The sequence below is a fragment of the Achromobacter sp. NPDC058515 genome, assembly GCF_042721735.1.
GTDB lineage: Bacteria > Pseudomonadota > Gammaproteobacteria > Burkholderiales > Burkholderiaceae_B > Achromobacter.
The window spans coordinates 163,505-186,089 of sequence record NZ_JBHXNI010000014.1 but is presented as its reverse complement, the minus strand read 5'-3'; the positions used below and the strand labels follow the sequence as shown (position 1 = coordinate 186,089).

Sequence of the window (22,585 nt, the reverse complement as noted above, 5' to 3'; positions counted from 1 at the left end):
TTGGCAGGTCCCGAATGCATGGCGTCACTGTAGACGGGTTCATTGCACACATAAATACAGGTAAGATGAACTGTACGTTCCAAATACAGAACAATCATGCAAGATCTCAATGACCTCTACTATTTTTCCCAAGTCGTCGAGCAAGGCGGCTTCAGCGCCGCGGCAAGGGCGCTGGACATCCCCAAATCCCGCCTGTCCCGCCGGATCTCGCATCTGGAGGAAAGCCTGGGCGTGCGGCTCCTGCAGCGTACGACGCGCCGGCTGCGCCTGACCTCTGCCGGCGAACGCTATCTGCACTACTGCCGGGAAATGGCCGCCTCAGCCCGCGCGGCGGACGACGCCATGCGTCAGCTGCAGTCCGAGCCGACGGGCCCGGTGATCGTGAGCTGCCCGGTGTCCATTGCGCAGGACGTGCTGGCGCCGCTGCTGCCCGAATTCCTGGATGCCTGGCCGGCCGTGTCGGTGCAGCTGCTGGTCACCAACCGGCGCGTGGACCTGATCCGCGAAGGCGTGGACCTGGCGCTGCGGGTGCGGACCAAGCTGGATACGGATGCGGAACTGGTCGTGCGCCACCTCGGCACGGCGCGCGGCACACTGGTGGCCAGCCCGGGCTACCTGCAACGCCGCGGCACGCCGGATACGCCCCAGGACCTGGCCTCCCACACCACGCTGAGCTTCAGCGATCCGCAAAACGAAGTGCGATGGCCACTGCGCAACGACAAGGGCGAAGAGGTGCATATCGAACTCAAGCCGCAGCTGTCGTGCAACGACTTCATCGTGCTCACCGAAGCGGCCGTGCGCGGCCGCGGGATCGCCTTGCTGCCGTCGATAGCGACAGAAGAGGAACTGCGCCGCGGCCAGCTCGTGCCGGTGCTGCCGCAATGGCAGTCGCCGGAGGGCATCGTGCATTGCATCTATCCGTCGCGGCGGGGCATGATGCCCGCCGTGCGCACCCTGCTCGACTTCCTGTCCCAGCGCCTGCCCGCCATGTACCAGCGGCTGGAGAAGGCCACGGCGCCCGCGGCTCAATAGCCGCGCGAGCGCTCCACCACGCCGGTGATGGGTTCGCCGCGCAGCAGCCGGGCCACCTTGCCCGCGATCTGCTCGATGCTCTCGTCGCGCAGCGTGCGCGCCGCGATGTGCGGCGTGACATGCACACGCGGGTCGCGCCAGAAGGGATGGTCCTTGGGCAGCGGCTCGGTGTGGAAGACATCCAGCGTGGCGCCGGCGATCTCGCCCTCTTCGAGCATCTGCACCAGATCGTCTTCGACCAGGTGCTCGCCGCGGCCCACGTTGACCAGATGCGCCTCGGGCAGGAGCTGCGACAAGGTCTCGCGGTTGAGGATGCCGTGCGTATCCGGCGTAAGGGGCAGCACGTTCACGAGGAAGCGCGTGCGCGCCAGGAAGGCCGGCAAGGCGGCCTCGCCGGCAAACGATTCCACGCCGGGGATCTCGCGGGGCGAGCGCGACCATCCCGCCACGGGATAGCCGAAGTCGGCCAGCGTCTGCGCGACGCGCGCGCCCACCTGTCCCAGCCCCAGTACGCCGACCGGCCAATCGGCCTGGCGCGTACCTTCGCGGGTGTCCCAATGCTGGCGCGCCTGGGCGTGGTCAAAGGCTTCGAAATCGCGCGAGACGCGCAGCAGCGCGTACAGCGCGTACTCGGCCATCTGCACCGACATGCCCGCGTCCTCCAGGCGGACGATGCGCACGTGCGCGGGGATCTCGGGCATCTTCAGCAACGCATCGACGCCGGCGCCCAGGTTGAACAAGGTCTGCAGGCTGGTCTCGTGCGTGAAGAGTTCAACGGGCGGACGCCACACGAGGGCGACTTCCGCGCCCGACGGCGGACCGTCCGGATTCCACACCGAGATGCGGCAACCGGGCATGGCGGCTTCGAGGCGAGGCACCCAGACGTCGGGATCGTGGTGGGGGCAGGCAAAGAGGATATGCATGGTGGGCGATACGCGCGGGCTATGAAAAGCACAAGCATGAGGGATGGCGCGGCACAAATCAAACGGCCCGGCATGAAGCCGGGCCGACGATTCCGCGCATAGCGGGAACCCGCTTACGCCGCTTGCGGCACCTGAGGCTTGTTCTTGCCCTTGTTGCGCCGCAGGAAGGCCCAGACCTGCAGCACGATCAGCAAGGCGCTGGCGGCAATGAACCAGGCGCTGATCGGGCGCTGCACGAACACCGCCAGGTCGCCGCGCGACAACAGCAGCGCCCGGCGGAAGTTCTCTTCGACCATGGGCCCGAGCACGAAGCCGAGCAGGATGGGAGCCACCGAGAACTCAAGCGTCATGAGGACAGCGCCGATCAAGCCGAAGGCCAGCACTTCCCAGATCTGGAAGAGGCTGTTCTGCGTACTGAACACGCCCACCGCGATAAAGAACAGCGCGGACGGGAACAGATACCGGTACGGCACCTGCAGCAGCTTTACCCAGACGCCGATCAGCGGCACGTTCAGCACCATCAGCAGCACGTTGCCCACCCAGAAGCTGGCGATCAGGCCCCAGAAGATGTCCGGATGCTCGGTGATGAGCTGCGGGCCGGGCTGGATGCCCTGGATCAGCAGCGCGCCCAGGATCAGCGCCATCACGGCGTCGCCCGGGATGCCCAGGCTCATCGTCGGGATGAAGTCGACCTGCGTCTTGGAGTGCGACGAGGCCTCGGGCGAGGCCACGCCGGCGATCATGCCGGTGCCGAACTTCTCGGGCGTCTTGGAGATCTTGCGCTCCAGCGCATAGGCCACGAACGTGGTGATGGTGGGCCCGGTGCCGGGCATCGCGCCGAACAAGGTGCCGACCGCCGTGCCTCGCACCATGGGCCAGAAGGCGGTCTTGAGTTCCTGCTTGCTGGGCCGCATGTCACGCAGGCGCAGCTTGGCGCCGCTGCCGATGATGGTCATGCGGTTCACGCTCATCAGGAAGTCGGCGACGCCGAACAGGCCCATCGAGATCGCCACCAGCTCCAGGCCGTCCGACAGGTCCAGCACGCCGAACGAAAAGCGGATGGTGCCGGTGTTCACGTCGGTGCCCACCACGCCGCACATCAGGCCGAACAGGGTCATCGCCACGCCCTTGAGCGGCGAGCCGCGCGACATTGTTGCGCCCGCCAGCAGGCCCAGCAGCATGATCGAGAAGATCTCGGTCGGGCCGAACTTGAAAGCCACTTCGACCAGCAGCGGCGAAGCGAAGATCATGACGATGATGCCCACCGACGCCGCGAAGAACGAGCAGATCATCGTGATGCCCAGCGCGGTTCCCCCCTTGCCCTGTTTGGTCAGCGGGTAGCCGTCAAGGCAGGTGACCGCGTGCGGCGGATGCGAAGGCAGGTTGAGCAGGATCGCGCCGATGGCGCCGCCGTACTGCGAGCCGTAGAAAATGCCGGCCAGCATCAGGATGGCAGGCACCGGCTGCATCACGTAGGTCAGCGGCAGCAGGATGGAGATGGCCGACAAGGCGCCCATGCCCGGCAGCACGCCGATGAGGTTGCCCACCAGCACGCCGAAGAACGACCACATCAGGTTGTGCCACTGGAACGCAACGCCGAAGCCGTACCAAAGGTCCATCAAAGATTGAGAGATCATGGCGCGTCAACCCCAACGAAACAGCGGCAGCTGCAGTTGCAGCGCCCACCAGAAAACGACGACCGCGATCGCGGACATGGCGACCGACAGCATGACCGCCTGCCTGATCGTGTTCTTGCGGTCGCCCAGCGCCGAGATGAAGACAATGGCGAACGTGGCGGGCAGCAGGCCGCCGTAGTGGCCCAGCAGCAGAAACGCGAGGATGCCCAGCACGATGCAGGCGCCGCCGCGCAAATCGGGCAGGCCGTGCGCGTGGCCGTCGCCCGGCGCCGGCGCGCTGGATTCGCCCGAACGGGCCGATACCGCGATCAGCACGCCCGTCAGCGCGAGCAGGCCCCCGAGCGCCGCGGGAAAGAAGCCGGGGCCCATGTGGCTGAGCGTGCCGATGTGATAGTCGGTTCCGCCGTAGATCGCCCCCAGCCCGATCAGGACCATCAGCGCTCCGCCGTAGTAGTCCTTTCTGTTGATTGTTTTTTGCATTTCCATCCTCCTTCCTGGTGCAGGACCGTGCCGGCCCTTGATGTGCCGCTCGGAACGAGCGCCACCCGGCCCCTGACGACAGGCCGGAGCGCAGATTACGGAAGGAAGCTGCTAATCCGCTTTCTGTGCGCTGTCGCGTTCCTGAATCCGGGGGTTATCCCTGATCGGAAGCCGCGATCGGCACAAAACAAGCAGAGAAGATGGAAAGCTGGGCGGCTACTGCTCGCCCTTCAACTCGACGTCGATCGGCCGCGGGTACTGCGACACGGTGAGCGCCAGCGGCAGCCACAGCACGGACGCCAGGCCGACGCCGCCCTGGTCGTTGGGCTCGCCGTCGCGCAGCTCGATGTCGCCATCGTTGCGGCGGGCGTAGGCGCGCGCGATGGCCAGCCCCAGGCCGGAGCCCGAGGACGCAACCGGCTTGTCCGTGCCCACGCGCTCAAAACGCGCGAAGGCGCGCGCGCGCAGAATCGGCGGCAGGCCCGGCCCGTTGTCGGACACGGCGACCTCGGCGCGGTTTTCCAGCCGGCAGACGGACACGGTGATCCGCGCGCCCGCGGGCGCATAGTGAATCGCGTTGTGCACGAGGTTCGACAACGCCTCGTGCAGCTCGGCCTCGGTGCCGGAGACCGGCACGGGCGTTTCCTGGCCCTCTTCGGAGCCCGCCTGCACCCACCCCAGGTCTTGCTGCTTCTCGTGCGCGAGCGGAAGGTACTGCAGCACGACTTCGCGCGACACGGCGTTCATGTCCAGCAACTGGCGCGGGAGTTGATCCGCCTGGTTGGCATGCGCCAGCGACAGCAGCTGCTCGGTCAGGCGCCGGGTGCGGCCCAACTGGTCGACGATGGCGCGCAAGCCCTCCTGGGCGCGCGCGGGATCGCGTTCGCGCAGCGCGTACTGCGCCTGCGTCAGCATGATGGCCAGCGGCGTGCGCAACTGATGGGAAGCGTCGGCCAGGAAGTTCGACTGTTCGTCCAACACGCGCCGGTAGCGGGCGATATGGTGATTGACGGCTTCGACCAGCGGCGCAACTTCGCTGGGCACGCGCGATGCGTCCAGCGGCGTCAGGTCGTCCGGGCGGCGCCCCCGGATATCCGCGCGCAGGCGGCGCAGCGGCTTCAGCGCCCATGACACGCCCCACCAGACCAGCACCATGACCAGCGCCAGCATCCGCGCATCGCGCAGGATCTCCTGGCGCCGCGCGTTGTTCTCGGCCTCGATGCGCTTGCCGGTGCTTTCCGCCACCACGACCAGCACCTGGCGATGCCGGCCCTGGTAGTACAGGTCGCGCACCACCGAGACGACCCGCACCGGATCGTTGCGGTACACGCCGTCGTAGAAGATGGGCTGGCCGTTGGAACGCGGCCATTTGGGAGGGCGCGGCATTTCGGGCATGCCGAGCAGGGTCTTGCCCTGGACCATGGGCACGGCGGACCCGTCCGGCAGGGGCGGATCGATTTCTTCGATGCGGAAGTACTTGCGCAGGCCCGCGCGGGATTCGAGCATGACCTGCGCATACAGCGGCGTGGCCACCTGAAGATTGCCGTCAGGGGTGAATTCCAGGCTGCTTTCCAGCACCCGGGCGGGTTCGACCAGCGCGCTGTCGTAGGCTTCGTTGGTGATCTCGGCCAGGGTGCGGTAGTCGTTCAGGCTGTCGATGACGAGCAGCACCACCACGCCGGGCAGCAGCAGGATGATCAAGAGCGCGCGGATGCCGACGCGCGGCAACCCCGGAATCCGCAGGCTCACCTAGGAGCCCGTGGATTCCGCGGACTCGCTGGCGATGCTTTCCAGCATGTAGCCCAGTCCGCGCACGGTAACGATGCGCACGTCGCTGCCGGCCAGCTTCTTGCGCAGGCGGTGCAGCACGACTTCGATGGCGTCGGGGTTGGCTTCGCTGTCGTGCGTGAAGACCTTGCCGAACAACTGCGACTTGTCCACCGGATAGCCGCTGCGGGTCAGCAGCGCCGCCAGGGCGGCGTGCTCGCGCGGGGTCAGGAACAGCAGCGAGCCGTCCAGCGTGAACGCGCGGCTTTCGCTGTCGTAGGACAGCGAACCACATTGCAGGCGCGGATGCTGGCGGCCGCGGCTGCGGCGCACCAGCGCGGTCAACCGCGCTTCCAGTTCTTCCAGCGCGAAGGGCTTGGTCAGGAAATCGTCCGCGCCCAGGTTCAGCCCGCGCACCCGGTCCTGCAGCGCACCCTGAGCCGTGAGCAGCAGGACGGGCGTGCGGTCGTCGCGGTTGCGCATTTCGCGCAGCACCACCAGCCCGTGCTTGTCGGGCAGGCGCAGGTCCATGACGATGGCGTCATACTCCGTGCCCGCCATGAAGGCTTCGGCCGTGCGGGCGTCCGCCGCGTGATCCGGCACGAATCCGCTCTGGGCAAGCGCGCGCATCAACCAGGACGCCATGTCCCGTTCGTCTTCAACCAACAATATGCGCATGACCGTCCGTTCCTTCGGGCAAATTCTCTGCCGCCCGCTGCCCATGCACGCGCTGGCGCAGGTAGCGGGTTTCGTGATGACGCCGAAAGAGGATAGCCGACAACTCGTTCAACGCCTGGGTATAGACGTCGCGCTTGAACTCGATGACAGCGTCCAGGGGCACCCAATACTGGCTCCAGCGCCAGGCATCGAATTCCGGATGCTGCGTCGCGCGCAAGCAAACGTCACTGTCACGTCCCACCAGGCGCAACAAGAACCAAATCTGTTTTTGTCCTTTATAGTGGCCACGCCACTCACGCCGGACAAAGTGATCGGGCACGTTATAACGTAACCAATCGCGTGTACGCCCCAAAATACGGACATGCTCGGGCTTCAAGCCCACCTCTTCATGGAGTTCGCGATACATGGCCTGCACCGGGCTTTCGCCATACTTGATGCCGCCCTGGGGGAACTGCCATGCATGTTCCCTGATACGCTTGCCCCAAAAGACCTCGTTTCTAGTGTTGACGAGAATGATGCCGACATTGGGGCGGTAGCCTTCGCGGTCAAGCATGGGCCACCCCCACCGAATTCAATACAATTACAGTCGATTATACGTATCTGCTGCCACCTTTAAACATGCGCGCATCCAACTACCACATCAACACCCTCAAAGAAGCCCCTTCCGAAGCCGAAGTCGCCAGCCATCAGCTGATGACCCGCGCCGGGATGATCCGCAAGCTCGCGGGCGGCATCTACACCTACATGCCCCTGGGCCTGAAGATCATCCGCAAGGTCGAGGCGATCGTCCGGGAGGAAATGAACGCCGCGGGCGCCATTGAACTGCTGATGCCGGTAGTCCAGCCGGCCGAGCTCTGGCAGGAATCGGGCCGCTGGGAGCAATACGGCGCCGAACTGCTGCGCATCAAGGACCGGCACCAGCGCGATTTCGTGCTGCAGCCGACGTCCGAGGAAGTCATTACGGACATCGCCCGCAATGAAATCCACAGCTACCGCCAGCTGCCGCTGAATTTCTATCACATCCAGACCAAGTTCCGGGACGAGCGCCGCCCCCGCTTCGGCCTGATGCGCGGCCGCGAGTTCACCATGAAGGACGCCTACTCCTTCGACCGCGACGAAGCCGGCGCCCAGCGCAGCTACGACATCATGTTCAACGCCTACATGGGCATTTTCGGCCGCCTCGGGCTGGAATTCCGCGCAGTGGCGGCCGACACGGGATCGATCGGCGGCACCCGCAGCCATGAGTTCCAGGTCATTGCCGACACCGGCGAAGACCTGCTGGTCTACAACGCGGAATCGGACTACGCGGCCAACATCGAACTGGCCGAAGCCGTCGCCCTGTACCCGACCCGCGCCGAAGCCGCCGAACCCATGGCCGACGTGGCCACGCCGGGCGCCGCCAAGTGCGAGGATGTCGCCAAGCTGCTGGACCTGCCGCTGGCGCGCACGATCAAGTCGATCGTCCTGGCCACCGACGGCGAAAAGGGCAAGGTCGACATCTGGCTGCTGCTCTTGCGCGGCGACCACGAACTGAACGAAATCAAGGCCGGCAAGCTGCCGGGCCTGGCGGGCTTCCGTTTCGCCACGGAAACCGAGATCGTCGAGCACTTCGGCTGCAAGCCCGGCTACCTGGGCCCGGTCAAGACCGCCAAGCCCGTCCATGTGGTGGCCGACCGGACCGTTGCCAACATGGCCGACTTCGTCTGCGGCGCCAATCGCGAAGACTTCCACATCCAGGGCGTGAACTGGGGCCGCGACCTGCCCGAGCCGGAACTCGTGGCCGATCTGCGCAATGTGGTCGCGGGCGACCCCTCGCCGGACGGCAAGGGCACGCTGTCCATCCAGCGCGGCATCGAGGTGGGCCACGTCTTCTACCTCGGCAAGAAGTACTCCGAAGCCCTCAAGGCCACGTTCCTGGACGAAACCGGCAAGCCGGCCATGCTGGAGATGGGCTGCTACGGCATCGGCGTGACCCGCATCGTGGGCGCCGCCATCGAACAGAACAACGATGCGCGCGGCATCATCTGGCCGCGCGCGATCGCGCCGTTCGAGGTCGTGATCTGCCCGGTTGGCTGGGGCAAAAGTGAAACCGTGCGTGACACCGCCCAAAAGCTCTATGAATCGCTGCTGTCGCGCGGCGTGGACGTCATCCTGGACGACCGCGATGCGCGCCCCGGCGTCATGTTCGCCGAGTGGGAATTGATCGGCGCGCCGCTGCGTGTAACAGTTGGAGAACGCGGCCTGAACGATGGTGTGGTGGAATTGCAGGCCCGTCGGGAAACCGAAGCGGCCAAGATTCCGGTAGAGTCCGCGCTTGAAGCCGTGCTGACGAAACTCGACACCCTTTAAACCCTATAGCAACTACGGACTTCCCGCGTCCCGACCCGCACCATCCCTATCTGTATCGTGACCGACCCGAAGTCCCCCGAATCCCTCCTGCAAGTCCGTGTCTACTACGAAGACACGGACGCGGGCGGGGTCGTTTTCTACGCCAACTACTTGAAATTCCTGGAGCGCGCACGCACCGAATGGCTGCGCGACCTGGGAGTCAACCAGTCCGGCCTGGCCGCCAGCGAGCAACGCTTGTTCGTTGTCCGCTCCTTGGACATGTCCTACCGGAAGCCGGCAAGACTGGACGATTTGCTTACCATACGCAGCCGAATCACCAAACTGGGCCGCGCTTCGATACACTTCGCGCAGCGCGCGGAACGCGACGGGGAACTGCTTGCCGAAGGCAACATCCAAGTCTGTTGCGTCGATGCCATTCGCATGCGGCCGGCAGAGTTGCCGGCCGACGTTCGCGCAAAACTGGAATTCATTCAGGAATAACCATGCAAGCCACCAACGACATGTCGTTGCTTTCGCTGATTTCGCACGCCAGCGTGCCGGTCCAGCTGATCATGCTGATGCTGTTGGGCATCTCGATCATGTCCTGGACCTACATCTTCGCCAAGCGAATGGCGATCAAGCGCGCCCATACCCAGACCCGGCGCTTTGAAGACGACTTCTGGTCGGGCGGCGACCTGTCCATGCTGCAGCAGGCCGTGGCCTCGCGCCGCGACGAACAAGGCGCGCTGGCCCGCATTTTCGATGCCGGCATGACCGAATTCCTGAAGGCCCGCCGCGGCAACGCCGGCGGCGACGCCATGCTGGACGGCCCGCGCCGCGCCATGCGCGCCGCCTACCAGCGCGAAATGGATTCACTGGAGTCGCACCTGAACTTCCTGGCTTCCGCCGGCTCGGTGTCGCCCTATATCGGCCTGCTGGGCACGGTCTGGGGGATCATGCACGCCTTCATCGGCCTGTCGAACATGCAGCAGGCCACGCTGGCCTCGGTGGCCCCCGGCATCGCGGAAGCCCTGATCGCAACCGCCATCGGCCTGTTCGCCGCCATCCCGGCCGTGGTTGCCTACAACCGCTTCACGAATGACATCGATCGAATCTCGATCCGTTTCGACAGTTTCGTCGATGAATTCCTGAACATTCTGCAACGGCAGGTGCGCTAATGCCCTCGGTAAGCTCACGCGGCAGGTCCGGCCGCCGCATGAAGGCCGACATCAACGTGGTGCCGTACATCGACGTGATGCTGGTGCTGCTGGTCATCTTCATGGTGACGGCGCCCCTCATCACGCCGGGCCTGATCCAGCTGCCGTCGGTGGGCGCCGCCTCCGACGTGCCCGTCAAGCCGCTTGAAGTCCAGATTTCGGAAGACGGCAAGATCGCTCTGCGCATGCGCGAGCCCGGCGCAACCATGCAGGACATCGCGCGCACCGAGCTGGTGGCGCAAGTGCGTTCGCGCATTACCGCGGAAACCCCGGTGGTCATCGCCGCCGACGGCAAGGTGCCCTACGAAACGGTCGTGAAGGTCATGGACGAACTGCGCACCAACGGCATCACCCGCCTGGGCCTGCTGGTGGACCAGTCCGCCGGCGCCTCCCAGCCCGCCCCCGCGAAAAAACGCTAACGCGCCGCCTTCCGCCGGCCTGGCCGGCATGCACCGCACATGACGCCACCCATTATTCGACACCGCAGCGGCCCACCGGCCACCCCGCCCAACAACGACAACCGGAATTCGCTGATTCTGGCCGTGGCGGTGCATTTGCTGCTGCTGGTTGCCTTGATCTTTGGCGTGAACTGGCGCACCGAGAACCCCGGCCCAGTCCAGGTGGAACTCTGGGCGGACGGCAATTCGCCCGTCTCCCCGCCGCCCACGCCCCAACCCGAACCCCCGAAGCCGCAGCCCAAGCCGGAACCCCAGCCCGAGCCTGAAAAGGCGCCCGAGCCGCCTCCGCCGCCGCCTCCCCCTCCGCCCGAGCCCGAACCGCAGGTTCAGCCCAAGACCGAGGAAGTCGATCCCGAGATCGCCATCCAGGAAGCCAAGAAAAAGCGCGAGCAGGAAGAAAAGGCGCGGCAGGCCGCCGAGGCCGCCAAGGAAAAGGCGCGTCTCGAGGAAGAGCGCAAGCAGGCCGAGCTGAAGGAAAAGAAGCGTCTGGAGCAAGAGCGCCAGGCCGCTGAGAAGGCGGCCGCCGACAAAGCCGCCGCCGAGAAGGCCGCAGCCGAAAAGGTCGCTGCCGAGAAGGCTGTCGCCGAGAAGAAAGCCAAGGACGACGCGGCCAAGAAGGCAGCTGCCGAAAAGGCCGCCGCTGAAAAAGCGGCTGCGGAGAAAGCCGAGAAGGCCGAGAAGGCTGCCGCCGAGAAAGCTGCTGCCGAGAAGGCCGCTGCTGAAAAGGCTGCCGCCGAGAAGGCCGCTGCCGCCAAGAAGGCCGCCGCCGACAAGGCGCTCAAGGATGCGTTCCGCAACGACGCCCTGGGTGCGGCGGGCATCCCCGGCGGAACCGCCGACCGCAACCAGGCGGGCGGTGGACGCGACAGCGGCTACGGCGCCAAGGTCCGCGCCTGCGTGCAGCCCGGGGTGGCTTATCCGCCCCAGGCTCGCAGCGGCTCGGAGAATCCGACGGCGCAATACCGGGTACAGTTAGGTTCTGACGGGAAGGTTAACGGCGTTACGTTGACCAGTTCTTCGGGCAACGTCGGCTTTGACCGCGCGGTCGAGACCGGCATCCGCCGCTGCAACCCCTTCCCCAAGCCCTCGACGGGCCGCTATGAACCCATTATCGACGTTGTGTACAGAATGTATGATTGACAGGAGATTGATGAATATGACTCCCGCTTATAGCCGACGAGTACCCCCCCTCGCTCTCTGGCGATCGTATGGGCTCGGGATGCTGATGCTGGCATTGGCCTGCCTGATGACCATGAACCCCGCCCATGCGCAGCTCCGTGTCGATATTTCCGGCACCGGGGCAACCCAGTACCCCGTCGCCATCGCCGACTTCGCCGTTGACGACACCCACGGCCGCGCCCTGGCCGAAGTGATCCGCGCCGACCTGACCCGCACCGGCCAGTTCCGCCTGATCAACGCCGCCGGCTCCGGCCTGAACGTCGACTCCCCCATCGCCCACGACGACTGGCGCGGCAAGGGCGCCGACTTCATCGCCTACGGCAGCATCACCCGTGGCGCCGATGGCCGCTACGACGTGCGCTACCGGCTGGCCGACACGGTCAAGAAGAGCCAGCTGGACGGCGTGGCGTTTTCGGGCACGGAGCAGGAACTGCGCCGCGTCGCCCACCAGATCGCCGACCGCATCTACGAGAAGATCACGGGCGTTCGCGGCGTGTTCTCCACCCGGATCGCGTATGTGCTGAAGAAGGGCGCCACGTACGAGCTGCAGGTGGCCGACGCCGACGGACAGAATCCCCAGGTGGCCCTGCGTTCGCGCGAGCCCATCATCTCGCCGTCCTGGTCGCCCGACGGCGCCAAATTGGCCTATGTGAGCTTCGAGTCCGGCAAACCTGTCGTCTACGTGCACACATTGGCCACCAGCGCCCGCGCCCCTGTCGCCAACTTCAAGGGCAACAACAGCGCACCCGGCTGGTCGCCCGACGGCAGCAAGCTGGCGGTCGCCCTGACCCGTGATGGTTTGTCGCAAATTTACGTCGTTAATGCGTCTGACGGCTCGAATCCGAGCCGAGTTACGCGTTCTCCCGGGATTGACACCGAACCGAGCTTTACGCCAGACGGTGCTTCCATTATCTTTACGAGTGACCGCAGCGGCGGGCCGCAAATCTATCAGACCGGCTCGACAGGTGGCGAAGCTCGCCGCCTCACGTTTAATGGTGGTTACAACATATCACCCCGAATTTCCCCCGACGGATCGACGCTGCTGTACGTTGCAAGACGAGACGGCGCGTTTCGAATCGCATCCTTGAACCTGTCCTCAGGCTCCGAAGCCTTGCTGACTGATGGTCGTGACGATCAGTCCCCCAGCTTCGCGCCGAACGGCATGCAAGTGCTCTACGCCGCCATCCAAAATGGCCGTAGCGTCCTTGCAGGTGTCTCGAGCGATGGCCGCGTACGACAGACGCTTTCGGTACTGAACGGGGAAATACGTGAACCGACTTGGGGCCCATTTACCCGATAACACGTGTGACTCTCTTTGCAAAGGAACTATCATGAAGTCGCGCATTGCCAAAAGCCTAACCATCGCCGCTCTGGCCGCCACCCTGGCAGCCTGCAGCTCCGTCCCTCTCGACGATAAAGCGGGTCAGGGCGGAGGCGCTGGCCAAGGATCCTCGGCCTCTGGCCAGATCCTTGATCCCTTCAACCCCCAAAGCATCCTGGCGCAACAGCGCTCGGTGTACTTTGATTTCGACAGCTACACCGTGTCGGACCAATACCGTGGCCTGGTCGAAACCCATGCCAAGTACCTGGCCTCGCACCAACAGCAGAAGATCAAGATCGAAGGCAACACCGACGAACGCGGCGGTGCTGAGTACAACCTGGCCCTGGGCCAGCGTCGTGCAGACGCCGTGCGTCGCATGATGACCCTGCTGGGCGTCAGCGACAACCAGATCGAAACCATCAGCTTCGGCAAGGAAAAGCCGCGGTCGACGGGTACGACTGAAGCCGACTTTGCTGAAAACCGCCGCGCCGATATCAACTATCTGCGTTAAGCTTTTCATATAGTCAAGAGCCCTACCACGCGTCGGGACGGTCAGCCGGCCGTCCCGACGTTTGTTTTTATACCCGGGAATATTCATGCGCGATAACGTTCTGTCCCTGCGTCCTCTGATTGTGGCCACTGGTCTGGTGCTTGCCGCCCTGACGGCGCCCGCTCACGCTTTTTCCGACGATGAGGCCCGCAAGGCCATCCTGGATTTGCGCCAGCAGGTGCAGCAGCAGAACGAGCAAAGCCAACGCGCCAAGCTTCAATTGGCTGACCAGATTCAAGCTTTGCAACAGGAAGTCGCCCAGTTGCGCGACCAGCTCGAGCTGGTGTCGCGCCAGCAGCCCAGCGCCAAGCCGGGCGCCGCCGCGGGCGGCTCGAACCCGCCGGGCGCCTCCGCAGGCGACCCGCAGGAACAGGCCGCCTATGACGGCGCGATGGACCTGTTCCGCAAGGGCCAGTACAAGGACGCGGCCGAATCGCTGGCCGCCTTCACCGCGCTCTACCCCAACAGCCAGCTTGCGCCCAGCGCCCAGTTCTACCAGGGCAGCAGCCGCTATGCGCTGAAGGACTTCAAGGGCACCATCGAGCAGCTGAACGGCATGGTCCAGAAGTCCCCCGACAACGCCCGCGCCCCGGACGCCCTGCTGATCATCGCCGGCAGCCAGATCGAGCTGAACAACCGCGCCGGCGCGAAGGCGACGCTGCAGCGCATCGTTCGCGACTACCCGACGACGCCGGCCGCCAGCACGGCCAAGAGCCGGCTGCAACTGCTGCAGTAATGCGGCACGCCGCAAGCGCGGTTGCCGCCTACCGGCACATTCTTCGCCGCCGGGCAGGGCTCATCGTCCTGCTGCTGGCGGCGATTTTCATTGCGCTGCTGATCGACTTCACCGCGGGCCCGTCGGGCCTGCCGTGGCGCGACCTCTGGCAGACCCTGACCTCCCCGGCCGCCGCCGACCCGACCTACCGCGTGATCGTGTGGGACATCCGCCTGCCTTCGGCCCTGATGGCCGCGCTGGTGGGCATGGCCCTCGGGCTGGCGGGCGCCGAGATGCAGACCATCCTGAACAATCCGCTGGCCAGCCCGTTCACGCTGGGCGTGTCCTCGGCCGCCGCGTTCGGCGCATCGCTGGCGATCGTGCTGCAGTTGGGCCTGCCGGGCGTACCCGACGGATGGCTGATCGCGGGCAACGCCTTCCTGTTCGCTTTGCTGGCGGCGCTGCTGCTGGACGCCGTGGCCCGCTGGAGCGGCATGAACACCTCGGGTGTCGTGCTGTTCGGCATCGCCATGGTGTTCACCTTCAACGCGCTGGTGTCGCTGGTGCAGTTCACGGCCAGCGCCGAGGCCTTGCAGAACCTGGTGTTCTGGACCATGGGCAGCCTCGCCCGGTCCAGCTGGACGACGGTCGGCGTGCTGGCGCTGGCGTTTGCGCTGGCGCTGCCGCTGGCCATGCGGCAATCCTGGAAGCTGACGGCCCTGCGGCTGGGCGAGGACCGCGCCGCGAGCTTCGGCGTGGACGTGCGCCGCGTGCGCGTCGCGGCGCTGGCGCGCGTGAGCCTGCTGTCGGCGCTGGCCGTCGCCTTTGTCGGCACCATCGGCTTCATCGGCCTGGTGGCGCCGCACATCGCGCGCCGCCTGTTTGGCGAGGACCACCGCTTCTATCTGCCGGGCAGCGCCCTGGTGGGCGCCGTGATCATGTCGCTGGCGTCCATCGCCTCCAAGAACCTCATGCCCGGCGTCGTGGTGCCCGTGGGCATCGTGACCGCGCTGGTCGGCATTCCCTTTTTCGTGTCGGTCGTGCTGCGCCGGCAATTGCCATGACGCGCCGCCCCGAGTTGACCGTGCAAGGGCTTACGGCCGGCTATGGCCGCGAGGACGTGCTGCATACGCTGTCGATGCCGGCGCTGGCCGCGGGCGAAGTCACCGCGCTGCTCGGGCCCAACGGCAGCGGCAAATCGACCTTGCTCAAGGCGCTGGCGGGCTTGGTCCGCGCGCGCGCCGGCCGGGCGTCGCTGGACGGCCAGGACCTGACCCGCCTGAATCACGCCGAACGGGCCCGCCATGTGGTCTATCTGCCCCAGAGCCTGCCCGCGGCGGTGCACCTTCGGGTGTTCGAATCGGTGCTGGTGGCGGCCAAGGCCAGCGGCGGCATGGCGGCGTCCGTGGATCTGCAGGCCGTCGACCGGCTGCTGGAACGGCTGGGCATTGCGCATCTGGCGCTGCACTACCTGGACGCGCTGTCCGGCGGACAAAAGCAGCTGGTGGGCCTGGCGCAGGCGCTGATCCGCCATCCGCGCGTCCTGCTGCTGGACGAACCGCTATCGGCGCTGGACCTGAATTACCAGTTCCATGTGATGCGGCTCCTGAAGCAGGAAACCCGCGACCACGGCCTCATCAGCCTCATCGTGCTGCATGACCTGAACGTGGCGCTGCAGCACGCGGACCAGGCCGTGATGATTCACGAGGGCCGCCTGCACGCCGCGGGCGTGCCCGCCGACGTGATCACGCCGGCTTCGCTGGCGGCGGTCTATGGCGTGCAAGGACGGGTGGAGGCCTGCTCGCGCGGGAGGCGGCAGGTGCTGATCGACGGGCTGGACGAACACCCCGGATAAGCGGACGTCCGCGGTCAGGCGCGCTGCGCCACATCCACCACCGGTGCGCCGGTCATGTCCGCCAACTGCGTGGGCGTCAGGTTGAACACCGCGTGCGGATGGCCGGCCGCGGCCCACAAGCTGTCGTAGTTGAACAGATCCGCGTCCAGCAGCATCACCGGCTTGACGGCGTGCCCGATGGGGCAGACGCCGCCAATCGCGTAGCCGGTCATGTCGCGCACGAACCGGGCGTCGGCCTTGGCCAGCGCGCCCACCTGCGACGCCACCTTGGCCTCGTCCACGCGATTGGCGCCGCTGGCGATGACCAGCACCGGCGCGTCGTCGGAGGCGCGCCGGAAAATGATGGATTTGGCGATCTGGGCCACCTCGCAGCCCAGCCCCGCCGCCGCTTCCGCCGAGGTCTTGCCCGTTTGCGGCAGGACCACCACGGGCTTGTCGTGGCCCAGCTCCAGCAGCAGGCGGGCGACGCGCTGGGCGGATTCGGGCAAGGCGGCGAGAGACTCTGGGGACATCTGGGCGGGCTCCGTTCTGGGGATCGGCCGTGCGCGGACCACGCGCCGGCAAGTCGGAGTCGAGTTTATCAGCGTCCGGCAGCCCCGGCGGGCGGCCGCGCCGGGCTAGAATGCGGACCTGGCTTTTCCTTCCCGCCCTCCATGCGTTCCGAACCCGTCCTGCCCCTGCAAACCGCGCTGATCGGCGGCTATGCCATGTCCTACACCGAGTACGGCAGCGGCGCCCCCCTGGTGCTGGTGCACGGCTCCTTGTCCGACAGCCGCTACTGGAAGTCGCAAATGGCGCCGCTGGGCCGGTCGTTCCGCGTGCTTGCCGTATGCCTGCGCCGGTACTGGCCCGAAGCCTGGGACGGCGAAGGCGAGGGCTTTTCGATCGGGCAGCATGCCAGCGACGTGCTGGAGTTCATCGATACGGTGGCTGGCGGCCCCGCCCATCTGGTGGGCCATTCCCGCGGCGGACGCGTGGTGCTGGAGGCGGCGCTGCGCCAGCCGGACGCGCTGCGCAGCCTGACGCTGGCCGATCCCGGCCTGCCCTTGCCGGGCGGCGGCGACGAGCGCGGCGGCTTTCGCCAGCGCGCGCTGGCGCTGATCCGCCAGGGAGAAATCGAAGAGGGCCTGGCGCTTTTCGTGGACACCGTGACCGGGCCGGACACCTGGCAGCGCATGGTGCCGTGGTTCAAGGACATGGTGCGCGACAACGTCGGCACGCTCTTTGCCCAGGTGGACGAAAAAGCCGAAACGCTCACGCCGCGGCAGATCGACAGCCTGACGCTGCCGACCCTGCTGATCGGCGGCGCGCTGAGCCCCGCGCCCTACCCGGCCGTGCTGGATGCCTTGTCGCAATGGCTGCCGCATGCGCATCGCGTGACCATCACGGGCTCCTCGCACGGCATGAACCTGGGCAATCCGCGCGCCTTCAACGGCGCCATCGAGGAATTCATCGGGGGCTGAGCCCCGCCCCTCAGGGCTCGACCGAAGGCGTGTGCTTCAGGCGCCGCAGCACGAAAGTGGAGCGGCTGTGCCGCACGCCGCGCAGCTTGTACAGGCGTTTGCGCAGAAATTCCTCGTAGCCCTCGGTGCCGGCCACGGCCACCTTGATGAGGTAGTCGTATTCGCCCGTCACGAGAAATGCCTCGACCACCTCCGGCAGGCGGGTGATCTCTTCGCCGAATCGCGCCAGCGTCTCGTCGTCGTGATGCTCCAGCGTCACTTCGATCATGACCGTGTCCGGCAGCCCCAGCGCCTTCTGGTTCAGCAGGGCCGCATAGCCCTCGATCACCCCCGCCTCTTCCAGCGCCTTGACGCGGTTCCAGCAGGGCGTGGGCGACAGGCCCACCTGCTCGGCCAGCTTCAGGTTGGTGAGCCGCCCGTCCGCGCGCAGGGCGCGCAGGATCTTGCGGTCGGTTTCGTCGATTTTGGGGAGTGTGGACATGATTGCCGGCCGATGAAGAGAATATCCCTATGAAAAATAATTCTACAGGAAGGATATTTTTCGAAACCAGCTAAACCGGCGGGAATCAGGAAACCTATTTTGCTGTAAGCGCCGTAGACTTTCCAGAGAAGACAGGCATCTATCCCGCCCGTCTGTTTCCGGCGCTCACGCTGCGGCACAACCCGGCGCCCGCGCCGGCAGTTCCAACGCAGCAACCCGCGCGACGATCCGCGCGGCTGGAAACCATGTCCCACGCAGCAGCACCCGCAAGAACCGGTCTGGGCCTGTCCGGCACCGCCATGCTTCTGACCGCCCCGGCGCTATTCGCCTCGAATATGGTGGCCGCCCGCTGGGCCCACGACGCCAGCCTTCCTCCCGTTTTCCTTGCTTTCGGCCGCTGGCTGATCGCCCTGCTCATCCTGCTGCCGCTGGCCGCCCCCGCATTGCGCGCGCACCGCAAGGCGCTGTGGCGCGGCCTGCCCGCGCTCTTGCCGCTGGCGGTGCTGGGCATGGGCGTGGCGGTGGCGCCCCAATACATCGGCGCGCAGACCACCAGCGCCACGAATATCGCGTTGATATTTTCATGCAGCCCCATCCTGGTGGCGCTGCTGGAAGCGCTGGTCTGGCGCAAGCCGCTGTCGGCGCTGCGCGCGGCCGGCCTGGCGCTGGCGCTGGGCGGCGTGCTGGTGGTGCTGTCGCGCGGCGACGCGCAGGCGCTGGCCCGGCTGGCGTTTGGCCAGGGCGACCTGTGGGTGCTGCTGGCGGCGACCGGCTGGGCGCTCTATACCGTGCTGCAAAAGCGCCTGGCCTTGCCCGCCGTGCCGGACAGCGCCCGGCTGGCCACGATGATGCTGGGCGGCGTGCTGGCCCTGGCGCCTTTTGCCGGCATCGAAGCCGCGACGGGCACGCCCCCGCCGTGGACCGACCCGCGCCTGGCGGCCGTGCTGCTGTTCCTGGCGGTGGCGCCCAGCCTGGGCGCGTACTACGTGTATGGCCGGCTGATCAGCCAGGCAGGTCCCGCGACCGCGGGCCTGTCGATGTTCCTGGTGCCGGTCTACGCGGCGCTGCTGGCCTGGCCGCTGCTGGGCGAAGCCCCGCAGCTGTTCCATGCCTATGGCTTCGTGATGATCCTGCTGGGCGTGAAGCTGGCCTCGTCGCGGCTGCGCGCGGCGGCGGCCGCGACCGCCGCCCCCGCCTGAGTCCGCATCACCCGGGATCAGCGTCCCGCGCCCTGGGCCGCCATGACTTCCTGCGCGACCTGGCGCGGCGCCTCGGCGTAGTGCTTGAACTCCATGGTGTATGTCGCGCGGCCCTGGGTCAGCGAGCGTAGCGACGTCGAATACCCGAACATCTCGGCCAGCGGCACTTCGGCGCGCACCACCTTGCCGCCGCCGCCCGCGATGTCTTCCATGCCCTGCACCATGCCGCGGCGGGAAGACAGGTCGCCCATGACGTTGCCCGTGAAGTCCTCGGGAGTTTCCACCTCGACCTGCATCATCGGTTCAAGCAGCACCGGATCGGCGCGGCGCATGCCTTCCTTGAAAGCCATCGACCCCGCCATCTTGAAGGCGTTCTCGTTGGAGTCGACATCGTGGTAGGAGCCGAAGAACAGCGTCGCCTTCACGTCCACGACGGGGTAGCCCGCCAGCACGCCGGCGTTGAGCGATTCGCGGATGCCCTTGTCGACCGCCGGGATGAATTCGCGCGGCACCACGCCTCCCTTGATGGAGTCGACGAACTCGTAGCCCTTGCCCGGCTCCTGCGGCTCCAGCTTCAGCACCACATGGCCGTACTGGCCGCGGCCGCCCGATTGCTTGACGAACTTGCCTTCGACCTCGTTGCAGGCCTTGCGGATGGTTTCTCGGTACGCCACCTGCGGCTTGCCCACCGTGGCTTCGACGCCGAACTCGCGCCGCATGCGGTCGACCAGGATTTCCAGATGCAGCTCGCCCATGCCGGAGATGATGGTCTGGCCGGATTCCTGGTCGGTGCGCACGCGGAAGGACGGGTCCTCCTGGGCCAGCCGGCCCAGCGCGATGCCCATCTTTTCCTGGTCGGCCTTGGTCTTGGGCTCCACCGCCTGCGAGATCACGGGTTCGGGGAAGACCATGCGCTCAAGGATGATGACGTGGGCCGGATCCGTCAGCGTGTCGCCGGTGGTGACGTCCTTGATGCCGACCGCCGCGGCGATGTCGCCCGCATAGACTTCGGTGATCTCGCGCCGCTCGTTGGCGTGCATCTGCAGGATGCGCCCCAGGCGCTCCTTCTTTTCCTTGACCGGATTGAAGACCGAATCGCCGGACTTCACCACGCCCGAATACACGCGGAAGAACACCAGCTGGCCGACGAAGGGATCCGTCATGATCTTGAAGGCAAGCGCGGAGAACGGCTCGTTGTCGGCCGGATGGCGCTCGATCTCGCGGTCGCGCTCGTCATGGCCCTTGATGGCGGGCACGTCCAGCGGCGACGGCATGTAGTCGATGACGGCGTCCAGCATGGCTTGCACGCCCTTGTTCTTGAAGGCGCTGCCGCACAGCATCGGCACGATCTCGTTGGCGACCGTGCGGATCCGCAGGCCCTGCTTGATCTCCGCTTCGGTCAAGGGCTCGCCAGACAGGTATTTTTCAAGCAGGGTCTCGTTGGCCTCGGCGGCCTTCTCCACCATCTTGTCGTGCCATTCCTGCGCTTGCGCCTGCATCGAGGCGGGGATGTCCTCGTATTGGAATTTCACGCCCTGGCTGGCGTCGTCCCAGATGATCGCCTTCATCTTGACCAGGTCGATCACGCCTTCGAAGTGGTCTTCGGCGCCCACCGGCAGCTGGATGGGCACGGCGTCGCCCTTCAGGCGCTCGGCGATCTGGCGCTGCACGCGCAGGAAGTCCGCGCCCACGCGGTCCATCTTGTTGACGAAGGCCAGGCGCGGCACCTTGTACTTGTTGGCCTGGCGCCAGACGGTTTCGGACTGCGGCTGCACGCCGCCCACCGCGTCATAGACCATGACGGCCCCGTCCAGCACGCGCATGGAGCGCTCGACTTCGATGGTGAAGTCCACGTGGCCAGGTGTGTCGATGATGTTGATGCGGTGCTCGGGATAATTGCCCGCCATGCCCTTCCAGAAGGCGGTGGTGGCGGCCGACGTGATGGTGATGCCGCGCTCCTGCTCTTGCTCCATCCAGTCCATCACCGCGGCACCGTCGTGGACCTCGCCGATCTTGTGGGTAATCCCGGTATAGAAGAGGATGCGCTCGGTAGTCGTCGTTTTGCCTGCGTCAATATGGGCGCTGATGCCGATATTGCGATAAAGATCGATGCGCGTCTTGCGAGTCATGGCCTCTTCCCTTGCAGTGAACTGCCTGCCAAAACGGCAAGCCCGACCGGGCCTTGCCGCGGCGGGCGCCATGCCGCATGCAGTGCTTGGGTATTGCGAAACCGCGCCCGCGCTGATGGCTAAATATTACGCGCCGCGCGGCAAGATACAAGCGCCGTCGGGAAAGGGGACGTATCAGCTGGACGCCCATGAAAAAGGCCCCTCGAAGAGGGGCCTGGCGCGGCATGCGCATCGGCGTATCTACACGCCGGATGCGGCGGCGACTACTTCTTGTCTTCCTTGACGCGATACACCAGCACGGCGGTGCTGGCCAGCGACAACACCTTGGCGGTGACGCTGCCCAGCAGCAGGCGGGACAAGCCGCTGCGGCCGTGGCTGCCGATGAAGATCAGGTCGCAACCGGCGTCGGAGGCGGCTTGCACGATGCCGTCGGCCACATTGAAGTTGGACACGGCGCGAGATTCGGATTTGACCCCGGCGGTGTCGGCGCGGTCGGTGATCTGCTTGAGGTACTTGTCGGCTTGCTCGGCGGAGGCTTTTTCGTAGTCTTCGTCGGTAATGGCGTAGGCCGCGGCCATGCCGTCAAAGCCGATGGTGGCCGCAAACGGCTGCGTCACGTAGAGGGCAACCACTTCAGCGCCCACGGAACGCGCAAAGCAAATGCCCGCGTTGGCTGCTTGGGCCGAGAGCGGGGAACCGTCGGTGGGAATCAGGATCTTCTTGAACATCTTGCCTGCTCCTGTTTGAGAGGAATCTTCATGCTACCGGAAAGCCGCCAGGTTCACATCAACGGAGCCCGGCGTGCTTGATGAGCGTCAATGCCGGGTTCAGCCCAGCTGCTGGGCGGCCGCGAACAGATTGGTGCAGCGGGTGCCGGTACGGCAGTATGCCAGCACGGGGCCCGGCAGGGTGCGCAGCAGTTCCGCAAAGCGGGCGACGTCGGCGGCGGTCATGGCGCTGCCCACGACGGGCTGGTATTCGATCTTCAGGCCGGCGGCTTGCGCGGCCTTGGACACGTCGGCGGCGGTGGGCTGGTCGGGGCCGCCTTCGAAATCAGGACGGTTGATGATGACGCTCTTGTAGCCGGCGGCGGCGACATCGGCCATGTCGTCGGGACCCAGCTGCGGGGCGACGGCAAAGTTCTGGGTCAGGGGCTTGATGGGTGCGGACATG

General features: G+C 66.1%; 24 protein-coding genes. 13 read left to right on the top strand and 11 right to left on the bottom strand.

Annotation, left to right across the window (positions count from 1 at the left end):
- The first annotated feature begins 96 nt into the window (after positions 1–96).
- Positions 97–1,032: a LysR family transcriptional regulator gene (locus ACFWP0_RS22705; protein ID WP_377845879.1), complete on the top strand. Its 936-nt coding sequence runs from the start codon at positions 97–99 to the stop codon at positions 1,030–1,032.
- Here the strand turns inward: ACFWP0_RS22705 and ACFWP0_RS22700 are convergent.
- The 6 genes from ACFWP0_RS22700 to ACFWP0_RS22675 form a co-directional block, all read right to left on the bottom strand.
- On the bottom strand, positions 1,026–1,955 hold the full coding sequence (locus ACFWP0_RS22700) for a 2-hydroxyacid dehydrogenase (protein WP_377845877.1): 930 nt from the start codon (positions 1,953–1,955) through the stop codon (positions 1,026–1,028). The two genes, ACFWP0_RS22705 and ACFWP0_RS22700, sit on opposite strands and share 7 nt — an antisense overlap.
- Before the next feature lie 113 nt (positions 1,956–2,068).
- Positions 2,069–3,592, bottom strand: coding sequence for a tripartite tricarboxylate transporter permease (locus ACFWP0_RS22695; RefSeq protein WP_377845875.1), 1,524 nt, complete (start codon positions 3,590–3,592; stop codon positions 2,069–2,071).
- A gap of 6 nt (positions 3,593–3,598) precedes the next feature.
- Positions 3,599–4,078, bottom strand: coding sequence for a tripartite tricarboxylate transporter TctB family protein (locus ACFWP0_RS22690; RefSeq protein ID WP_377845873.1), 480 nt, complete (start codon positions 4,076–4,078; stop codon positions 3,599–3,601).
- Positions 4,079–4,288: 210 nt separating this feature from the next.
- A complete protein-coding gene (locus tag ACFWP0_RS22685) occupies positions 4,289–5,821 on the bottom strand; it encodes a sensor histidine kinase (protein ID WP_377845871.1) in 1,533 nt (510 codons plus the stop codon).
- Positions 5,822–6,517, bottom strand: coding sequence for a response regulator (locus ACFWP0_RS22680; RefSeq protein ID WP_377845869.1), 696 nt, complete (start codon positions 6,515–6,517; stop codon positions 5,822–5,824).
- Entirely contained in the window at positions 6,498–7,070 is a 573-nt protein-coding gene (locus tag ACFWP0_RS22675) for an RNA pyrophosphohydrolase (protein WP_056327909.1), read from the bottom strand. Before ACFWP0_RS22675 ends, ACFWP0_RS22680 begins: the two co-directional genes overlap by 20 nt.
- A gap of 65 nt (positions 7,071–7,135) precedes the next feature.
- Between ACFWP0_RS22675 and ACFWP0_RS22670 the strand changes: the two genes are divergently transcribed.
- From ACFWP0_RS22670 to ACFWP0_RS22625, 10 genes are all read left to right on the top strand, one after another.
- Positions 7,136–8,866, top strand: coding sequence for a proline--tRNA ligase (locus ACFWP0_RS22670; RefSeq protein WP_377845866.1), 1,731 nt, complete (start codon positions 7,136–7,138; stop codon positions 8,864–8,866).
- A 57-nt stretch (positions 8,867–8,923) separates the two neighbouring features.
- Entirely contained in the window at positions 8,924–9,346 is a 423-nt protein-coding gene (gene ybgC, locus ACFWP0_RS22665; protein WP_377845864.1) for a tol-pal system-associated acyl-CoA thioesterase, read from the top strand.
- Between the two features lie 2 nt (positions 9,347–9,348).
- On the top strand, positions 9,349–10,023 hold the full coding sequence (gene tolQ, locus ACFWP0_RS22660) for a protein TolQ (protein WP_377845862.1): 675 nt from the start codon (positions 9,349–9,351) through the stop codon (positions 10,021–10,023).
- On the top strand, positions 10,023–10,481 hold the full coding sequence (gene tolR, locus ACFWP0_RS22655; protein WP_171667372.1) for a protein TolR: 459 nt from the start codon (positions 10,023–10,025) through the stop codon (positions 10,479–10,481). Before tolQ ends, tolR begins: the two co-directional genes overlap by 1 nt.
- Positions 10,482–10,520: 39 nt before the next feature.
- Positions 10,521–11,660, top strand: a complete 1,140-nt coding sequence (gene tolA, locus ACFWP0_RS22650; protein ID WP_377845860.1) for a cell envelope integrity protein TolA — start codon at positions 10,521–10,523, stop codon at positions 11,658–11,660.
- Positions 11,661–11,745: 85 nt separating this feature from the next.
- The gene (gene tolB, locus ACFWP0_RS22645) at positions 11,746–12,999 is read left to right on the top strand and encodes a Tol-Pal system beta propeller repeat protein TolB (protein WP_377845915.1); all 1,254 of its coding nucleotides are present in this window, start codon (positions 11,746–11,748) and stop codon (positions 12,997–12,999) included.
- Positions 13,000–13,030: 31 nt separating this feature from the next.
- Positions 13,031–13,531, top strand: a complete 501-nt coding sequence (gene pal, locus ACFWP0_RS22640; protein ID WP_346516689.1) for a peptidoglycan-associated lipoprotein Pal — start codon at positions 13,031–13,033, stop codon at positions 13,529–13,531.
- 85 nt (positions 13,532–13,616) lie between these two features.
- Positions 13,617–14,306 carry a tol-pal system protein YbgF gene (gene ybgF / locus ACFWP0_RS22635; RefSeq protein ID WP_377845857.1) on the top strand — a complete coding sequence of 230 codons (690 nt, stop codon included), beginning with the start codon at positions 13,617–13,619 and terminating at the stop codon, positions 14,304–14,306.
- A complete protein-coding gene (locus ACFWP0_RS22630) occupies positions 14,306–15,349 on the top strand; it encodes a FecCD family ABC transporter permease (protein WP_377845856.1) in 1,044 nt (347 codons plus the stop codon). Before ybgF ends, ACFWP0_RS22630 begins: the two co-directional genes overlap by 1 nt.
- The gene (locus tag ACFWP0_RS22625) at positions 15,346–16,140 is read left to right on the top strand and encodes an ABC transporter ATP-binding protein (RefSeq protein ID WP_377845854.1); all 795 of its coding nucleotides are present in this window, start codon (positions 15,346–15,348) and stop codon (positions 16,138–16,140) included. The genes ACFWP0_RS22630 and ACFWP0_RS22625 overlap by 4 nt, the downstream gene beginning before the upstream one ends.
- A gap of 14 nt (positions 16,141–16,154) precedes the next feature.
- Here the strand turns inward: ACFWP0_RS22625 and ACFWP0_RS22620 are convergent, their stop codons facing one another.
- Positions 16,155–16,652, bottom strand: coding sequence for a YbaK/EbsC family protein (locus ACFWP0_RS22620; RefSeq protein ID WP_377845852.1), 498 nt, complete (start codon positions 16,650–16,652; stop codon positions 16,155–16,157).
- 141 nt (positions 16,653–16,793) lie between these two features.
- On the opposite strand from ACFWP0_RS22620, the gene ACFWP0_RS22615 reads away from it, so the two are divergent.
- Positions 16,794–17,603: an alpha/beta fold hydrolase gene (locus ACFWP0_RS22615; protein ID WP_377845850.1), complete on the top strand. Its 810-nt coding sequence runs from the start codon at positions 16,794–16,796 to the stop codon at positions 17,601–17,603.
- A gap of 10 nt (positions 17,604–17,613) precedes the next feature.
- Here the strand turns inward: ACFWP0_RS22615 and ACFWP0_RS22610 are convergent, their stop codons facing one another.
- On the bottom strand, positions 17,614–18,084 hold the full coding sequence (locus ACFWP0_RS22610) for an Lrp/AsnC family transcriptional regulator (RefSeq protein ID WP_377845848.1): 471 nt from the start codon (positions 18,082–18,084) through the stop codon (positions 17,614–17,616).
- A gap of 245 nt (positions 18,085–18,329) precedes the next feature.
- On the opposite strand from ACFWP0_RS22610, the gene ACFWP0_RS22605 reads away from it, so the two are divergent.
- Positions 18,330–19,283: a DMT family transporter gene (locus tag ACFWP0_RS22605; protein ID WP_377845847.1), complete on the top strand. Its 954-nt coding sequence runs from the start codon at positions 18,330–18,332 to the stop codon at positions 19,281–19,283.
- A 17-nt stretch (positions 19,284–19,300) separates the two neighbouring features.
- Here ACFWP0_RS22605 and fusA read toward each other — a convergent pair whose 3' ends face one another.
- The 3 genes from fusA to ACFWP0_RS22590 form a co-directional block, all read right to left on the bottom strand.
- Positions 19,301–21,412, bottom strand: a complete 2,112-nt coding sequence (gene fusA / locus ACFWP0_RS22600; RefSeq protein WP_377845845.1) for an elongation factor G — start codon at positions 21,410–21,412, stop codon at positions 19,301–19,303.
- Between the two features lie 263 nt (positions 21,413–21,675).
- Complete coding sequence (locus ACFWP0_RS22595) at positions 21,676–22,140, bottom strand: universal stress protein (RefSeq protein WP_377845843.1); 465 nt, start codon at positions 22,138–22,140, stop codon at positions 21,676–21,678.
- 99 nt (positions 22,141–22,239) lie between these two features.
- Entirely contained in the window at positions 22,240–22,584 is a 345-nt protein-coding gene (locus ACFWP0_RS22590; RefSeq protein ID WP_377845841.1) for a TIGR01244 family sulfur transferase, read from the bottom strand.
- Position 22,585: the final 1 nt, after the last annotated feature.

What these genes read in the sequence shown, in the direction of transcription:
- ACFWP0_RS22705 (WP_377845879.1), top strand. Translation starts at nt 97, where the DNA reads ATGCAAGATCTCAATGACCTCTACTATTTTTCCCAAGTCGTCGAGCAA.
- ACFWP0_RS22700 (WP_377845877.1), bottom strand. Translation starts at nt 1,955, where the DNA reads ATGCATATCCTCTTTGCCTGCCCCCACCACGATCCCGACGTCTGGGTG.
- ACFWP0_RS22695 (WP_377845875.1), bottom strand. Translation starts at nt 3,592, where the DNA reads ATGATCTCTCAATCTTTGATGGACCTTTGGTACGGCTTCGGCGTTGCG.
- ACFWP0_RS22690 (WP_377845873.1), bottom strand. Translation starts at nt 4,078, where the DNA reads ATGGAAATGCAAAAAACAATCAACAGAAAGGACTACTACGGCGGAGCG.
- ACFWP0_RS22680 (WP_377845869.1), bottom strand. Translation starts at nt 6,517, where the DNA reads ATGCGCATATTGTTGGTTGAAGACGAACGGGACATGGCGTCCTGGTTG.
- ACFWP0_RS22675 (WP_056327909.1), bottom strand. Translation starts at nt 7,070, where the DNA reads ATGCTTGACCGCGAAGGCTACCGCCCCAATGTCGGCATCATTCTCGTC.
- ACFWP0_RS22670 (WP_377845866.1), top strand. Translation starts at nt 7,136, where the DNA reads ATGCGCGCATCCAACTACCACATCAACACCCTCAAAGAAGCCCCTTCC.
- tolQ (WP_377845862.1), top strand. Translation starts at nt 9,349, where the DNA reads ATGCAAGCCACCAACGACATGTCGTTGCTTTCGCTGATTTCGCACGCC.
- tolR (WP_171667372.1), top strand. Translation starts at nt 10,023, where the DNA reads ATGCCCTCGGTAAGCTCACGCGGCAGGTCCGGCCGCCGCATGAAGGCC.
- tolA (WP_377845860.1), top strand. Translation starts at nt 10,521, where the DNA reads ATGACGCCACCCATTATTCGACACCGCAGCGGCCCACCGGCCACCCCG.
- tolB (WP_377845915.1), top strand. Translation starts at nt 11,746, where the DNA reads ATGCTGGCATTGGCCTGCCTGATGACCATGAACCCCGCCCATGCGCAG.
- pal (WP_346516689.1), top strand. Translation starts at nt 13,031, where the DNA reads ATGAAGTCGCGCATTGCCAAAAGCCTAACCATCGCCGCTCTGGCCGCC.
- ybgF (WP_377845857.1), top strand. Translation starts at nt 13,617, where the DNA reads ATGCGCGATAACGTTCTGTCCCTGCGTCCTCTGATTGTGGCCACTGGT.
- ACFWP0_RS22630 (WP_377845856.1), top strand. Translation starts at nt 14,306, where the DNA reads ATGCGGCACGCCGCAAGCGCGGTTGCCGCCTACCGGCACATTCTTCGC.
- ACFWP0_RS22625 (WP_377845854.1), top strand. Translation starts at nt 15,346, where the DNA reads ATGACGCGCCGCCCCGAGTTGACCGTGCAAGGGCTTACGGCCGGCTAT.
- ACFWP0_RS22620 (WP_377845852.1), bottom strand. Translation starts at nt 16,652, where the DNA reads ATGTCCCCAGAGTCTCTCGCCGCCTTGCCCGAATCCGCCCAGCGCGTC.
- ACFWP0_RS22615 (WP_377845850.1), top strand. Translation starts at nt 16,794, where the DNA reads ATGCGTTCCGAACCCGTCCTGCCCCTGCAAACCGCGCTGATCGGCGGC.
- ACFWP0_RS22610 (WP_377845848.1), bottom strand. Translation starts at nt 18,084, where the DNA reads ATGTCCACACTCCCCAAAATCGACGAAACCGACCGCAAGATCCTGCGC.
- ACFWP0_RS22605 (WP_377845847.1), top strand. Translation starts at nt 18,330, where the DNA reads ATGTCCCACGCAGCAGCACCCGCAAGAACCGGTCTGGGCCTGTCCGGC.
- fusA (WP_377845845.1), bottom strand. Translation starts at nt 21,412, where the DNA reads ATGACTCGCAAGACGCGCATCGATCTTTATCGCAATATCGGCATCAGC.
- ACFWP0_RS22595 (WP_377845843.1), bottom strand. Translation starts at nt 22,140, where the DNA reads ATGTTCAAGAAGATCCTGATTCCCACCGACGGTTCCCCGCTCTCGGCC.
- ACFWP0_RS22590 (WP_377845841.1), bottom strand. Translation starts at nt 22,584, where the DNA reads ATGTCCGCACCCATCAAGCCCCTGACCCAGAACTTTGCCGTCGCCCCG.